This window comes from Streptomyces sp. CHD11 (genome assembly GCF_018638295.1).
In the GTDB taxonomy this organism is placed as follows: Bacteria; Actinomycetota; Actinomycetes; order Streptomycetales; family Streptomycetaceae; genus Streptomyces.
This window is the reverse complement of record NZ_JABTTS010000002.1, coordinates 124,348-139,002: the sequence shown is the minus strand read 5'-3', so window position 1 is coordinate 139,002 and position 14,655 is coordinate 124,348. Positions and strand designations below refer to the sequence as shown.

The 14,655-nt window shown below is 71.5% G+C and carries 15 protein-coding genes; 12 read left to right on the top strand and 3 right to left on the bottom strand.

Annotated features, from left to right (window positions below):
• Positions 1 to 125: 125 nt before the first annotated feature.
• From HTV45_RS02335 to HTV45_RS02305, 7 genes are all read left to right on the top strand, one after another.
• Positions 126 to 1,376: an ArsA family ATPase gene (locus HTV45_RS02335; RefSeq protein WP_215203886.1), complete on the top strand. Its 1,251-nt coding sequence runs from the start codon at positions 126 to 128 to the stop codon at positions 1,374 to 1,376.
• A 58-nt stretch (positions 1,377 to 1,434) separates the two neighbouring features.
• The gene (locus HTV45_RS02330) at positions 1,435 to 1,959 is read left to right on the top strand and encodes a DUF5304 domain-containing protein (protein WP_215203885.1); all 525 of its coding nucleotides are present in this window, start codon (positions 1,435 to 1,437) and stop codon (positions 1,957 to 1,959) included.
• A gap of 137 nt (positions 1,960 to 2,096) precedes the next feature.
• Positions 2,097 to 3,050: an ROK family glucokinase gene (locus HTV45_RS02325; protein WP_215203884.1), complete on the top strand. Its 954-nt coding sequence runs from the start codon at positions 2,097 to 2,099 to the stop codon at positions 3,048 to 3,050.
• A gap of 288 nt (positions 3,051 to 3,338) precedes the next feature.
• A complete protein-coding gene (locus HTV45_RS02320) occupies positions 3,339 to 3,563 on the top strand; it encodes a hypothetical protein (RefSeq protein ID WP_215203883.1) in 225 nt (74 codons plus the stop codon).
• Between the two features lie 595 nt (positions 3,564 to 4,158).
• Positions 4,159 to 4,980, top strand: coding sequence for a helix-turn-helix transcriptional regulator (locus tag HTV45_RS02315; RefSeq protein ID WP_215203882.1), 822 nt, complete (start codon positions 4,159 to 4,161; stop codon positions 4,978 to 4,980).
• Complete coding sequence (locus tag HTV45_RS02310) at positions 4,977 to 5,162, top strand: DUF397 domain-containing protein (protein WP_215203881.1); 186 nt, start codon at positions 4,977 to 4,979, stop codon at positions 5,160 to 5,162. The genes HTV45_RS02315 and HTV45_RS02310 overlap by 4 nt, the downstream gene beginning before the upstream one ends.
• A gap of 36 nt (positions 5,163 to 5,198) precedes the next feature.
• Positions 5,199 to 5,954 (top strand): endonuclease/exonuclease/phosphatase family protein, encoded by a 756-nt coding sequence (locus HTV45_RS02305; RefSeq protein ID WP_215203880.1) that lies wholly within the window; start codon positions 5,199 to 5,201, stop codon positions 5,952 to 5,954.
• A gap of 16 nt (positions 5,955 to 5,970) precedes the next feature.
• On the opposite strand, the gene HTV45_RS02300 is transcribed toward HTV45_RS02305, so the two are convergent.
• Positions 5,971 to 6,567, bottom strand: coding sequence for a hypothetical protein (locus HTV45_RS02300; protein WP_215203879.1), 597 nt, complete (start codon positions 6,565 to 6,567; stop codon positions 5,971 to 5,973).
• Positions 6,560 to 7,363, bottom strand: coding sequence for a carboxylesterase (locus HTV45_RS02295; RefSeq protein WP_215203878.1), 804 nt, complete (start codon positions 7,361 to 7,363; stop codon positions 6,560 to 6,562). Before HTV45_RS02295 ends, HTV45_RS02300 begins: the two co-directional genes overlap by 8 nt.
• A gap of 198 nt (positions 7,364 to 7,561) precedes the next feature.
• On the opposite strand from HTV45_RS02295, the gene HTV45_RS02290 reads away from it, so the two are divergent.
• The 5 genes from HTV45_RS02290 (at position 7,562) to HTV45_RS02270 (ending at position 12,738) form a co-directional block, all read left to right on the top strand.
• Positions 7,562 to 8,365 carry a 1-acyl-sn-glycerol-3-phosphate acyltransferase gene (locus tag HTV45_RS02290; protein ID WP_215204095.1) on the top strand — a complete coding sequence of 268 codons (804 nt, stop codon included), beginning with the start codon at positions 7,562 to 7,564 and terminating at the stop codon, positions 8,363 to 8,365.
• Positions 8,366 to 8,397: 32 nt separating this feature from the next.
• A complete protein-coding gene (gene macS / locus HTV45_RS02285; RefSeq protein WP_215203877.1) occupies positions 8,398 to 9,648 on the top strand; it encodes a MacS family sensor histidine kinase in 1,251 nt (416 codons plus the stop codon).
• A complete protein-coding gene (locus HTV45_RS02280; protein WP_215203876.1) occupies positions 9,645 to 10,337 on the top strand; it encodes a response regulator transcription factor in 693 nt (230 codons plus the stop codon). Before macS ends, HTV45_RS02280 begins: the two co-directional genes overlap by 4 nt.
• Before the next feature lie 129 nt (positions 10,338 to 10,466).
• The gene (locus tag HTV45_RS02275) at positions 10,467 to 11,495 is read left to right on the top strand and encodes a 6-phosphofructokinase (protein ID WP_215204094.1); all 1,029 of its coding nucleotides are present in this window, start codon (positions 10,467 to 10,469) and stop codon (positions 11,493 to 11,495) included.
• A gap of 247 nt (positions 11,496 to 11,742) precedes the next feature.
• A complete protein-coding gene (locus tag HTV45_RS02270; RefSeq protein WP_215203875.1) occupies positions 11,743 to 12,738 on the top strand; it encodes a 2-hydroxyacid dehydrogenase in 996 nt (331 codons plus the stop codon).
• On the opposite strand, the gene HTV45_RS02265 is transcribed toward HTV45_RS02270, so the two are convergent.
• Positions 12,690 to 14,573 carry an anthranilate synthase family protein gene (locus HTV45_RS02265; protein ID WP_215203874.1) on the bottom strand — a complete coding sequence of 628 codons (1,884 nt, stop codon included), beginning with the start codon at positions 14,571 to 14,573 and terminating at the stop codon, positions 12,690 to 12,692. The two genes, HTV45_RS02270 and HTV45_RS02265, sit on opposite strands and share 49 nt — an antisense overlap.
• Between the last annotated feature and the right edge of the window lie 82 nt (positions 14,574 to 14,655).

Here is a 14,655-nt window from a genome sequence, read left to right as displayed (position 1 = left end):
GCACCCCGCAAACGCGGGCAAGCAGCACCCACCCCCGCCCCACCTCCACCTCCACCTCCGCCCCGGCACCGGCCCTCCGCCGACCGTTCACCCGCCGCGCACGCGCTCCGCTACCGTTCACCCCCATGCGCACCCTCCTGATCACGGGCCCCGGCGGCAGCGGCCGCACCACGACCGCCGCCGCCACCGCCCTCACCGCAGCCCGCGAGGGCACGCGCACCCTCCTCCTCGGAACCGACCCCACGGACACCCTGACCGCCGTACTCGGCACCCCCGTCGGGGCCGGCCCCACCGAGATCACCCCCCGCCTCACCGCCCGCCGCATCGACCCCGACACCGGCTTCCGCAGCGACCTCGCCGCCCTCCAGGACCGCGCCGCCTCCGCACTGAACCTGCTCGGCGCCTCCCGCCTCGACCCCGAGGAGACCAGCCCCCTCCCCGGCGCCGAGGAACTCGCCGTCCTGCGCGCCCTGCGCGACACCACGCTCCCGGAGCAGCCCTACGACCTCGTGGTCGTGGACCTCCCGCCCACCTCCCGGGCCCTCTCCCTCCTCGCCCTCCCCGAGGAACTCCGCCGCTACCTCCGGCGCCTCCTCCCCTCCGAGCGGCAGGCGGCCCGCGCCCTGCGCCCCGTACTCGGCCGCCTCGCCGGCGTCCCGCTGCCCGCGGAGTGGCTGTACGAGGCGGCGGCCCGCCTCGACCTCCAGCTCGCCGCCGTGGAAGCCGTACTGGCCGACCGCGACACCGCCGTACGCCTGGTCGCCGAGCCGGGACCAGCCGGCGCCGACGCCGTCCGCACCGCCACCCTCGGCCTCGCCCTGCGCGGACTGCGCACCGAAGCCCTGATCGCCAACCGCGTCCTGCCCGAGACCGGCGCGGACGCGGAGGGGTGGCTCGCCGGCCCCCTCGCCCAGCAGCGCAAAACCCTGGACGAGTGGCGCGAGGCGTACGACGTCCATCCGGTCGCCCATCTGGGACGCGACCCGCGCGGCGCCGACGACCTCACCGCACTCGCCGTGCCCGGCCCCGGAACCGGCCGCGGCACCCCGGACTGGCCGGTGACCGACCTCGCCCACTCTCCGCCCTTCCCCCACGCTCGACTGCGCTCCAGCGGGGAGACCCCCACGAGCGGGGAGACCCCCACGGACGAGGACGGCGTCCTCGTCTGGCACATCCCCCTCCCCGGCACGCACCGCGACGAACTCGACCTCATCCGGCGCGGCGACGAACTGATCATCACCGCCGGACCGTTCCGCCGCGCCGTCCCGCTGCCCTCCGCGCTGCGCCGCTGCACCGTCGACGGCGCCGCCCTGCGCGAGGACGAACTGCGCATCCGATTCCGGCCGGATCCGGCACTGTGGCCGCGCACCCGCTGAAGCCACGACCGCCGTTCGGGTACCGTCGACAGTGCCACCCGCAGTCAAGGAGTCCGTCATGAGCGAACAGCTCCCCCCGTCCGACGACGCCGGCGACGAGATCGCCGACAAGCCGAAGGACGACGTACGGACGCCCGCCGCGGACCCGGACGCGGACGCCTGGGCGACCGCCGCCGCCGAGGACCTGGAGGCGGAGAGGGCCCGCCGCCGCGCGCAGTACGGCCCGCCCCCCGGCTCCGCGGCCGAGGAGCTGAAGAAGCTCGTCGACGCGGTCACCGACAAGCTCTCCGGCCTCCAGTCCCCGCTCCTCGGCGCGGTCGCGGGCCCCGCCGCGCAGCAGGTGGTCCGCCAGGTCGTCCAGCAGGCGAAGGCCGCCGTCGAGCCCGTCATCGAGCGCAACCCCGACGTCTTCGACCACCTCGCCGCCGCCGGCAACGAACTCCTCGCCGCCTACCGCTCCGCGGTCCAGGACCAGGAGCGCCGCTGGACGGCCCGCGACGCCGAACCCCGCGACGCCGACGAGCGCCGGGACCGCGGTGACGACCCGGGAACCGCCTCGGGCGAGCACATCGACCTGGACTGACCTCACCGCCGCACGGGCCCGCCCGCAGGACACCCATGGTGTCCACCGGGTCGCCCACCGTGCGGACACCGGGCCTCCCAGACCGGCGCCTCGGGTACCGTTGGCGGTAGCGGGGCTCGACCGGAACTGAGGGATTCATGGGACTCACCATCGGCGTCGATATCGGCGGCACCAAGATCGCGGCGGGCGTGGTCGACGAGGAAGGCACCATCCTTTCGACCCACAAGGTGCCGACCCCGGGCACGCCCGAGGGGATCGTGGACGCCATCGCCTCCGCGGTGGAAGGAGCACGCGCCGGACACGACATCGTCGGCGTGGGCATCGGTGCGGCCGGCTACGTCAACCGCCAGCGCTCCGAGGTCTACTTCGCCCCCAACATCCACTGGCGCAACGAGCCGCTCAAGGAGAAGGTCGAGGCCCGTGTGGGTCTCCCGGTGGTCGTCGAGAACGACGCCAACGCCGCGGCCTGGGGCGAGTACAAGTTCGGAGCCGGCAAGGGCCACCGCAACGTCATCTGCATCACCCTCGGCACCGGCCTCGGCGGCGGCGTGATCATCGGCAACAAGCTGCGCCGCGGTCACTTCGGCGTGGCCGCCGAGTTCGGCCACATCCGGATGGTGCCGGACGGTCTGCTGTGCGGCTGCGGCTCGCAGGGCTGCTGGGAGCAGTACGCCTCCGGCCGCGCCCTGGTCCGCTACGCCAAGCAGCGCGCCAATGCCACCCCCGAGAACGCGGAGACGCTGCTCTCCCTCGGCGACGGCACCCCGGAGGGCATCGAGGGCAAGCACGTCTCCATGGCCGCCCGCCAGGGCGACCTGGTGGCCGTCGACTCCTACCGCGAGCTGGCCCGCTGGGTCGGCGCCGGCCTCGCCGACCTGGCCTCCCTCTTCGACCCCTCCGCCTTCATCGTCGGCGGGGGCCTCTCCGACGAGGGCGAACTGGTCCTGGGCCCGATCCGCAAGTCCTACAAGCGCTGGCTGGTCGGCGGTAACTGGCGCCCGGTCGCCGAAGTCCTCGGCGCCCGACTCGGCAACAAGGCCGGCCTGGTGGGCGCGGCAGACCTCGCCCGCGAACCGGACCCGATCATGTAATCCCCTTTCCGCCACACGCACGGCTGCGCCCGCCTGATCCCCTCGCCGGGGACGGCGGGCGCAGCGGTTCCCGTTCCGGCATCCGGTTGCTCGGCGTGCGCCCGACTGCCTGGCACGGCCGAGCCGCCCATGCGTGAGACGAAGGCGGGCCGTCCGGAGTGCCTGGCCTGCACGACGGGCCCGGACATCGCGGACTGGCGGCGTATGTGCACCGCTCTGGGACGAGCGGACCTGCATGGGAAAGGTCTGGACCCGGCCCCTGCCTGGGCCCGTACGGGAGGAATAGGTGTGTTTCATTTCGTGTGGGCCGTGGCGGTCTCTGTCCTCGGCACGCTGATCGCCCTCGATTACCGAAACCTGGCAGTCCGGGTGTACGACATCATCGGGAGGGTCGCGCCGGGAGGCCCGCCCGGCCCGCGATTCACTTTTGACCATCTCAGGGTTGTATGGGCCATTCTGACGGTCGTCGCTGCCGTGGTGGCAGTCGTCAAAGGTGTGACGTTGTTCGGTTGATCGGCTTGAATTACTCGGGTCGCCCGGTCGCCCGGTCGCCCGGTCATCCACCGGAGCCGCACTGCTGGGCGGTGTCAGCCGATGAAGAGATGGTCAAGTGGATAGTTGGCGTAAATGAATCAGGTCGACATGCTGGAAATTGCGGGACGTGGCCCTACTGGGATGAGCTTCGGCAGTCTAGTGCTCTGGGCTGTTATGTTTCCCCTAGGTCTTATAATCGCCTGCAATATCGCGCACATGGGGGATCGGGTATTTCTCTTCTTTGTGGACGTGGTACCCGGTCCCACGGAAATGGCTTCGCCGAGGTCGACCCGGTTCGCCGGCGGCGTTTGTGCGTTCATTTCTCTGATTGGTTTGGTGGTCGAGATTCGTGCGGGACTCACATGACGAGGATGGGTGACTCTTTGAACCGTTCGGCATCGTGGTTTCCGTCGTGTACGCCGTGGGTCTGGGGAGTTTCCTGAGGCGGAAGGCGTGACGCGTACGCGAGGTCTTGTACGGGCTGTGAGCGGGGGCGGTGCGTAACCCTGCCCGGCTGGCTGCGCGTTGTACGGCTGGAAGGTGTGCCGGTAACGCGACAAGGGGGTCGTCGTCCATGGCGAACGGCAGCACGCTTGAGTCGTCCGACAGTCTCAAGGCATTCGGGGCGGCCTTGAAGACGTTCAGGGAACGTGCCCTGATGACACAGGAGCAGCTCGCCGAGCGGCTCAACTACTCCCATGCGTCCGTCGCTTCGGTCGAGCAGGGGCGGCGCATGCCGACCGCCGCCTTCGTCGAGCGGGCGGAGGAGGAGCTGGAGGCGTTCGGGGTGTTGCGGGCCATGGTCCGGCATCTCGGGCGGCAGCGCGGGCTGGCGGTGTGGTTCCGGGAGTGGGCCCAGTTGGAGGAGATGGCGGTCGGACTGTGTACGTACGAGTGCCGGGTGGTGCCGGGGCTGCTCCAGACCGAGGCGTACACCCGCGCTGTGATGCTCAACGTGCCGCCTCCGCCCAGCGAGGAGCAACTGGAGCAGAGGATCGCCGCCCGGCTGGCGCGGCAGGAACTGCTCCGGCGCCGGCCGCCGATCGCGTTCAGCTTCATCGTCGAGGAGCCGGTGCTGCTGCGGCACACGGGCGGTGAGGATGTCACCCGGGAGCTGATCGACCATCTCCTCGCGTGTACCGAGTTGTGGAACGTGGAACTGCAGATCATGCCGATGCGGCAGCCCCATCACGCCGGTACGGACGGACCCATGCAACTCCTGGAAGCGCCGGAACACCAGTGGTTCGGGTACTCGGAAGGACAACAGACCGGACAGCTGATCTCTGTCCCAAAAGACATCAGCCTGATGCAGATGCGCTATGCCAAGATGCGCTCGCAGGCCTTGTCCCCGGCGGACTCGGCGGAGTTGTTGCAGCGAATGCGAGGATCTCTATGAGCGCCAACAGCGAGCTGGACTGGTTCAAGAGCAGCTACAGCGGGTCCCAGGGGGACAGCTGTGTGGAGGTGGCGCACGCGTCCGGGGTCGTGCATGTGCGTGACTCCAAGGCGAAGGATGGGCCGCAGCTCGTCGTCCGCGGAGTTGCCTGGCGTGACTTCGTCGGTCGTGTGGAGCGCTGACCCGCGTCAGGGTGCGGGGCGGACTATCTTGATCGTATGGCGATGACTCCGCTGCTGCCCGACTCCCGTACCGAGTCCGATGGTTCGGCCGTTGTCCGGGTGCTGAGTTACAACATCCGCTCGATGCGGGACGACGTCCACGCGCTGGCCCGGGTGATCAGTGCCTGTGCGCCCGACCTGGTGCTGGTCCAGGAGGCGCCGCGGTTCTTCCGGTGGCGGAAGAAGCTGGCCCGGCTGGCGTCGGAGTCGGGGCTGGTGATGCTGTCCGGGGGTGCCACCGCCGCCGGGCCCGCCCTCCTGTGTTCGCTGCGGGCGACCGTCGAGCGGACCGAGGATGTACTGCTGCCGCTCACCCCGGGGCAGCACCGGCGTGGGTTCGCCACCGCGGTGGTGCGGTTCGGTGGGGCTCGGCTCGGGGTGGTGAGCTGTCATCTGTCGCTGGAGAAGGACGAGCGGTACGAGCAGGCGGGCATGCTGCTCGACCGGATTGCCGGGATGGGGGTCCAGCATGTCGTGGCGGGCGGGGATCTGAACGAGCGGGCGGGCGGGCGGACCTTCCGGCGGATCGGGGAGACCCTGACCGACTGCTGGGCCGCTGCTCCCTGGGGCGGTGAGCACACCTGGACACGGGACGAGCCGCACCGGCGGATCGACGCCCTGTTCGTCGGCAAGGGCGTCGAGGTGCTGGGGTGCGGGGTGCCGCTCGGGCAGCCGGGGGTGACGGAGGAGGACCTCGCGGCGGCCACCGATCATCTTCCGGTGCTGGCCCCCGTCCGGGTGCCCGCAGCCTGACCGCCTGCCCGCGGCCTCAGACCACCGCGCCGCGCCCCGGGTCGTCCTCGTCCTCGTCGTCCGTGCGCATCCGCATCACCAGGGTGGCGAAGCCGCCCAGGAAGCCGCCGATGCACAGGGTGGTCATCCACCAGGTCATGTACCAGCCGAAGAGCACCGCCAGCAGCAGGAGCAGCGGGCCGCCCAGGACGCCGAGCCAGGCGAACCGGGAGGTCACGTCCGTCTCCGGGAGCGGCGGGGGCTCCGGCGGGACGAAGTGGCCCTCGTCGGTCTCGTCGAGGTCCTCCTCCGCGGGCTCGGCCACGCTGTAGTCACGCGGGCCTCCGCCGCCACCGCCGACGCCGGGGGCGAAGGAGACGGAGCCGCCGAGCGGCTTGGCCGGCTTGTCCTCGGCCCTGCGGGGTGCCGTCTTCGTGTCGCCGTCGTCCTCGTCGTTGGTCTCGGCCTCCAGCAGCGCCAGATCCTCGATGGACTTGAAGGGCTTGGCGCCCGGCGGGTCCGGCGGCTCCTCGCCGTACCCGGTGACGATCGCCTCCCACGCGGCGGCCTCGTCGAAGGGGACGCCCTTCTCCTCCGGCTCGCGGCCTTCCCGGTCCGAGTCGTTCTCAGCCACCTGTGGTCGTCCCTTCCTTGCCGAGACCGGTCTCCTGCTCCTGGACGGAGCCGGGTGCCAGTCGGCCGATGAACGCGGTGCTCTCCTCGAGGATGCGCTCCGCGTCATGGTCCAACGTCGCCACGTGGTAGCTCTGTTCCAGCAGGACCTCCGTCACGTCCGTGGACGACACCCGGCCGAGGATCCGCGCCGAGTCCGCGGGCGGCACCACATGGTCCTGCGGGCTGCGCATCAGCAGCAGCGGCTGGGTGACCTGGGGCAGCTCGCCGTCGACGAGCCGGAAGAAGTTCCGCAGGGAGTGCGCCGCGTGCAGCGGGACCTTCTCGTAGCCGATCTCCGTGCTGCCCGGCTTGGCGATGTCGCTCGCGATGCCCTTCGTCGTCGGGACGAGATGGCGGAGTACGGGGAGGGCGTGCGCGGCCACTCCGTGCATCTTGTTCGCCGGGTTGACGACCATCACGCCGCTCACCGCGTCACCGTGCCGTGCCGCCAGCCGCAGCGCCAGCGCGCCGCCCATCGACAGCCCGGCCACGAAGAGCCGTTCGGAGCGCTCCCGCAGCAGCCGCAGCTCACGGTCCACCTGCGCGTACCAGTCCTGCCAGCCGGTGACCCCGAGGTCCTGCCAGCGGGTGCCGTGGCCGGGCAGTAGTGGCAGTGAGACGGTCAGGCCGCGTGCGGCCAGATGCTCCGCCCAGGGGCGCAGGGACTGCGGTGAACCGGTGAAGCCGTGGCAGAGGAGAACGGCGGTCTCCCCGCCCTCGTGGCGGTACGGCTCGGCTCCGGGCAGGACCGACACCTTCGGCCTCCTGTTCGATCGGTCGAGGGGAAGCGCCGGCGCGTCATGACGGCCGGGGCACGGGCGGCACACGGATTGCAGGACCTTCACCGTACGCGACCGTACTGACACCGACCAGGGCCGTCGGGGCCATTGACGGTCCCCCGGGATATGGTCTGACCTACACACACAGGAGGCACTCGGTTGTTGTACGGCACGATGAAGGTCGCCATCGGAGGGCCGCTGAAGCTCGCCTTCAGGCCCTGGGTGGACGGCCTGGAGAACATCCCCGCCGAGGGCCCCGCCATTCTGGCCAGCAACCACCTGTCGTTCTCCGACTCGTTCTTCCTGCCGGCCGTACTGCACCGCAAGGTCACCTTCATCGCCAAGGCCGAGTACTTCACCACCCCGGGGATGAAGGGCCGGCTGACGGCCGCCTTCTTCAAGGGTGCGGGCCAGCTCCCGGTGGACCGCTCCGGTGGGCGCGGCGCCGGTGAGGCCGCGATCAGGAGCGGCATAGAGGTGCTGGAGCGCGGCGAGCTGTTCGGGATCTACCCGGAGGGCACCCGCTCGCCCGACGGCCGGCTCTACCGGGGCAAGCCGGGCGGCCTCGCGCGCGTGGCGCTGGCCACCGGGGCGCCCGTGATCCCGGTCGCGATGATCGACACGGAGAAGATCCAGCCCCCCGGGCAGGTCAGGCCGAAGCTGATGCGGCCCGGCATCCGGATCGGCAGGCCCCTGGACTTCACCCGTTACCAGGGCATGGAGCACGACCGTTTCGTCCTCCGCGCGCTGACCGACGAGGTCATGTACGAAATCATGAAGCTCTCCGGCCAGGAGTACGTCGACATGTACGCCACCGCCATGAAGCGTCAGCTCACCGAGGCGGCCAAGGCCGAGAAGGAAGCGGAGAAGGAGGCGAAGGCCGCCCTCGCCCGTGCGGAGAAGGAACAGGCCGAGAAGCTGAGGGCCGCCATGGAGCAGGCCGACCGGGACGAGACCGGGAGACGCTCCGGTCCCTAGCGGGTACCGGGGCGGGAGCGGGGGGACGGACCATGCCGAAGCGCGAGAGAGTCATGCGCATGTCGGTCGAGCAGCCGCTGTGGCGCGCGCTGGCCGGCTACCGGGTCCTCACCATGATGTACGCGGTCGGCCTGTTCGCCGCCGCCTACGAGAACTTCGCCCGCCCCTGGCTCGCCCTCGGGTTCTTCGCCGTACTGGTGGTGTGGACCCTCGCCACCCTGCCCAGGGTCGTGAGCGCCGCCGCCTGCACCAAGCGCTTCCTCACCGCCGACCTGACCATCGCGCTCACCGGCATCCTGCTCACGCCCCTCGTCGACGACCCCGACCGCGTCCACACGGGCGGCCCCACCCTGCCGTCGATCTGGACCGCCGGATCCGTGCTGGCCTTCGCCATCAAGGGCGGCTGGCGCTGGGCGGCCCTCGCCTCCACCCTCGTCGCCGTCGCCAACCTGATCCAGCGCGGCGGACCCGCCCGCGACACCGTGCACAACGTGATCCTGGTCTGGGTCGCCTCCATCGCCATCGGCTACGTCGTCGAGGTCGCCCGCGCCTCCGAGCGCACCCTCGCCCGCGCCCTGGAGATCGAGGCCGCGACCCGCGAGCGGGAACGGCTCGCGCGGGACATCCACGACGGCGTGCTCCAGGTGCTGGCGATGGTGCAGCGGCGCGGGGCCGTGATCGGCGGTGAGGCCGCGGAGCTGGGCCGGATGGCCGGCGAGCAGGAGGTGGCGCTGCGCACGCTCGTCTCCGGCGGCCTCGTACCCGTCTCCCGCGCCTCGGAGGACGCCGCCCGGGGCGCCGTCGTACGGGCCGTGGCACTCGACGAGGACGACACCGGGGACGACGACGAGCCGGTCGACCTGCGCTCCCTGCTCGCCCCCTACGCCGGAGCCCTGGTCAGCCTCGCCGAGCCCGGAGCGCCGGTGCGGCTGCCACCGGCCGCCGCGCGGGAGGTGGCAGCCGCCGTGGGAGCGGCCCTGGACAACGTGCGCGAGCACGCCGGTGAACAGGCCCGTGCGTGGATCCTGGTCGAGGACGAACCGGACGAGGTGATCGTCACCGTCCGCGACGAGGGGCCCGGCATCCCCGAGGGGCGGCTCGCCCGGGCCGAGGGCGAGGGGCGGCTCGGGGTGGCCCTGTCCATCCGGGGCCGGCTGCGTGACCTCGGCGGCAGCGCCGACCTGATCTCGGTACCGGGGCAGGGCACGGAGGTCGAGCTGAAGGTGCCCAAGGAGACGAAGAAGAAGATGAACGACACGCGGGGGAAGGCGGAGCGGCGATGACGGACACCACCGGGAAGGACACGGACCCGATCAGGGTGATGGTGGTCGACGACCACCCCATGTGGCGCGACGCCGTCGCCCGCGACCTCTCCGAGGCGGGATTCGAGGTCGTCGCCACCGCCGGCGACGGCGAGCAGGCGGTGCGCCGCGCCAAGGCGGCCTCGCCCGATGTCCTGGTCCTCGACCTGAACCTGCCCGGCAAGCCCGGCGTCCAGGTGTGCAAGGAGGTCGTCGCCGCGAACCCCGCCGTCCGGGTGCTCGTCCTGTCCGCCAGCGGGGAGCACGCCGACGTCCTGGAAGCGGTGAAGTCCGGCGCCACCGGCTATCTGCTGAAGTCGGCGTCCACCGGGGACCTCCAGGACGCGGTGCGCCGTACCGCCGCCGGGGACCCGGTGTTCACCCCGGGCCTGGCCGGACTGGTCCTCGGCGAGTACCGCCGGCTGGCCTCCGAACCGGCCGGTGCCGCTCCCGCCGACGGCGAACCGGGGACACCCCGGCTGACCGACCGCGAGACCGAGGTGCTGCGCCTGGTCGCCAAGGGCCTCAGCTACAAGCAGATCGCCGAACGGCTCGTCATCTCCCACCGCACCGTGCAGAACCACGTACAGAACACCCTCGGCAAGCTTCAGCTGCACAACCGCGTGGAGCTCGTCCGCTACGCCATCGAGCGTGGCCTCGACGACGAGTAGCGGGGATCAACGCCCCTGGTTGCCTCAGGAATTGACCGTCCCGACCATGTCGATGTGACCCGGATCACCCTTACCGTGCAGGTGGGAAAGAACGGCATTTCGGCAACCATGGCGAAGGGACACTTCCACATGCGGGTCGGAGTACTGACCGGAGGCGGCGACTGCCCCGGGCTCAACGCCGTCATCCGGGCCATCGTCCGCAAGGGCGTGCAGGAGTACGGCTACGAATTCACCGGATTCCGGGACGGCTGGCGCGGCCCGCTCGACGGGCACACCGTCCCCCTCGACATCCCCGCCGTCCGCGGCATCCTCCCCCGCGGCGGCACCATCCTCGGCTCCTCGCGGACCAATCCGCTGAACGACGAGAACGGCATCCGCCGGATCAAGGAGAACCTCGCCGCGCTGGACGTGGAGGCGCTCATCACCATCGGCGGTGAGGACACCCTCGGCGTCGCCACCCGGCTCGCCGACGAGTACGGCATTCCGTGTGTGGGGGTGCCCAAGACCATCGACAACGACCTCTCCGCCACCGACTACACCTTCGGCTTCGACACCGCCGTCGGGATCGCCACCGAGGCCATCGACCGGCTGCACACCACCGCGGAATCGCATATGCGGGTGCTGGTGGTGGAGGTGATGGGGCGTCACTCCGGCTGGATCGCCCTCCACTCGGGGCTGGCGGGCGGCGCCAACGTCATCCTCGTCCCCGAGCAGCCCTTCGACGTCGACCAGGTCTGCGCCTGGGTGACGTCCCGGTTCCGTGCCTCGTACGCGCCGATCGTGGTCGTCGCCGAGGGTGCCGTGCCGAGGGACGGGGACATGGTGCTCAAGGACCAGTCGCTGGACTCCTTCGGACACGTCCGGCTCTCCGGGGTCGGTGAGTGGCTCGCCAAGCAGATCGAGAAGCGCACCGGCAACGAGGCCCGCACCACCGTCCTGGGCCATGTGCAGCGGGGCGGTACGCCGAGCGCCTTCGACCGGTGGCTCGCCACCCGGTTCGGGCTGCACGCCATCGACTGCGTGCGGGACGGGGACTTCGGCAAGATGGTCGCGCTCAGCGGCACCGACATCGTCCGCGTGCCGATCGCCGCGGCCACCGCGCAGTTGAAAACGGTGCAGCCGCAACTCTACGAGGAGGTCGGCGTCTTCTTCGGCTGACACCGCCCTCATCCCGCCCCCGCCCCGCTGCCGCTCCCGCTACCGCGGGCAGTCGTGCCGCAGGGCGGCACGGGTGGGCGCGACGGCACCCCGCAAGCGCCGGGCTGCGCGACACCCCCCGCCCAGCCTCGACGCCGGGCGCGCGCAAACATCGAGCCCTACCCCGTTCGGCCCAGGCACACCCCCTCCCCGCCCCGTATATTCGCCGGCACGGCAGTAAACCCGGCACAACCCCCGGAGGGACCCCGTGGAGATTCTGGCGTTCGGTGTGCAGGCGGACGAGAAGCCCCTGGTCGAGCGGGCCTTCGCGGGCCACCACCCGGTGCGCGGAGTGGACGTCTTCCTCAACGCCGACACCGCCCCCATCGCCGCCGGCCACGAGATCATCTCCACCAGCGTCAACTGCGACCTCGGCGCCGAGGTGCTCTCCGGCCTCGCCGCCGGCGGCACCCGGATGATCGCCCAGCGCTCCACCGGCTTCAACAACATCGACCTGGAGGTCGCCGGACGCCTCGGCCTGACGGTCGCCCGGGTCTCGTACTACTCCCCGTACTCGGTCGCCGAGTTCGCCTGGACCCTCGCGATGGCGGTGAACCGCCGGATCGTCCGCGCCTCCACCCGCACCCGCGACTTCGACTTCCGGCTCGACGGACTGATGGGCCGAGACCTGCACGGGCGCACCGCCGGCATCCTCGGCACCGGGAAGATCGGCGAGGCGTTCGCCCGGATCGCCCACGGCTTCGGCATGCGGCTGCTCGGCTGGGACGTCGCCGAGAACCCCGCCTGCCGGGAACTCGGCATGACCTACGTCCCCAAGGAGCAGCTCCTCGCCGAGTCCGACCTGATCAGCCTGCACGTCCCGCTCCTCCCCGCGACCCAGCACCTCATCGACGCCGGCGCCCTGAAGACGATGCGGGACGACGCCATCCTGGTGAACTCCAGCCGCGGCGGCCTCATTGACACCGCCGCCCTCGTCACCGAGCTGCGCGCGGGCCGCTTCACCGGCGTCGGCCTGGACGTGTACGAGGCGGAGGCGGGCCTGTTCTTCCTCGACAAGTCCCTGGAGGCCGTCGACGACGACACCCTGGCCCGCCTCGTCACCTTCCCCAACGTGCTGGTCACCTCCCACCAGGCGTACTACACCGAGGACGCCGTCGGACAGATCGTCGCGACCACGGTGGACAACGTCCTCGACTACACCGCGGGCCGGCGCTCGGAGAACGTGCTGGTGCCGCGGAGCTGACCCATCAGCTCCCGCACCACCGCCGCGCCGTTCAGCGTCAGCACCGACTCGGGGTGGAACTGCAGCGAGGCGAACCCCGCCCCCCGCAGCGCGTGCACATCACCGCCCGCCGTGCGGCTCACCTCGACACCGTGCCGGGCCAGCTCCCGCGCGGTGTCGTCGTCGCAGTGCGCCACGAAACTGTTGTAGAAGCCGACCGTCTCCGGCCGCCCGAAGAGATCGATCTCCGTCTGGGCCCCCTGGTACGGGACCTCCTTGCGTACGATCTCCAGGCCCAGCTCGGCCGCGATCAGCTCATGGCCGAGACAGACGCCGAGGACGCCGTGCCGGTTCTCCCGGAGGACGTCGGCGGTCAGGGCGCGCAGGAACCGCATCTTCGGGTCCGCCGTGTCGGAGGGGTCGCCGGGGCCGGGCCCCAGTACCAACGGGCCGTCGTGCGCCAGGACCGTCTCCCGCAGGCCCGGCTCGTCGTACCGGCGCACGGTGACGTCCGGTCCGGCGGCGCGCAGCACATGGGCCAGCATCGCGGTGAAGGTGTCCTCCGCGTCGACCACCAGGGCGTGACCGGTGAGGGTGCCCGACCGTTCCTGCATCCGCAGCCAGAACGGCGCCAGCGAGGACCGGCGTCCGTCCAGCGCCGCCCGCACCCGCGGGTCGTCGGCCAGCTCCGGCCGTACGGACTCCTCGCGCGGGCGCCCGGGACGCACACCCAGCGCGGCCAGTACCCCGGCCGCCTTGGCGTGGGTCTCCGCCACCTCGCCCGCCGGGTCCGAGCCGCGCACCAGCGTGGCCCCGACCGGCACCCGCAGCCGCCCGGCCGCGTCGATGTCGGCGGTGCGGATGAGGATGGGGGAGTCGAGGGTCTGGGCGCCGCCCTCGTCCCGGCCGATCAGCGCCAGCGCGCCCGCGTAGTAGCGGCGCCCGCCGACCTCGTGCCGTTCGATGACCCGGCAGGCGTTCTGCACCGGCGACCCCGTGACGGTCGCCGCGAACAGGGTCTCCTTCAGCACCTCGCGCACGTCCAGCGAGGACCGGCCGCGCAGCTCGTACTCGGTGTGCGCGAGGTGCGCCATCTCCTTCAGGCGGGGGCCGATCACGATCCCGCCCATGTCGCCGACGGTGCACATCATCTTGAGCTCCTCGTCGACGACCATCGACAGTTCCTCGATCTCCTTGCCGTCGGCGAGGAACTCCAGCAGGTGCTCGGGGCTCGGCCCCCCGTCCGGGTAGCGGTAGGTCCCGCTGATCGGGTTCATCACGACCGTTCCGCCGGAGGCTCTGACATGCACCTCGGGGCTGGCCCCGACCAGCGTCCGGTCCCCGGTGTGGACGACGAACGTCCAGTAGGCGCCCCGCTCGCCCTCCAGCAGGCGCCGGAACAGCGCCAGCGCGTCGGCCCGCCCGAATCCGGCGATCTCCCCCTCGTACGTCCGACGGATCACGAAGTTGGCGCCCTCGCCCCGCCCGATCTCCTCGTCCAGGACGCGTCCGACGATCTCCGCGTACTCCTCGTCACCGACGTCGAAGCGGCCGCCCTCGACGCGGACGTGGTGCGCGGGGAGCCGGTCGAGGGCTTCGGCGAGCGGGATCTCGTGGCGTTCCTCCGGGGTCAGCACCAGCAGTGGGGTGCCGTCGTCGCGCACGTCGAAGCCGCGCTCGCGGATCTGCCGGAAGGGGACGAGCGCCAGCCCCTCGTCGGGGAGGCCGGCCAGTCGCTCACGGGTGCCGACCGGGCCGATCAGCAGCTCGACCATCTCGTGGTCGTGGCCCGGGGTGCGGCGGCGCAGCAGGGCGAAGGGACGGTCGTCGTGGGGCAGCTGTGCCAGGTTCGTCATGCGTTCCTCGTCTCGTCACAGGGAGAGGAACGACCCCGGAAACACCGAAGGCCGCCCCTCGGGCGGCCTTCGCGAAGTCTGT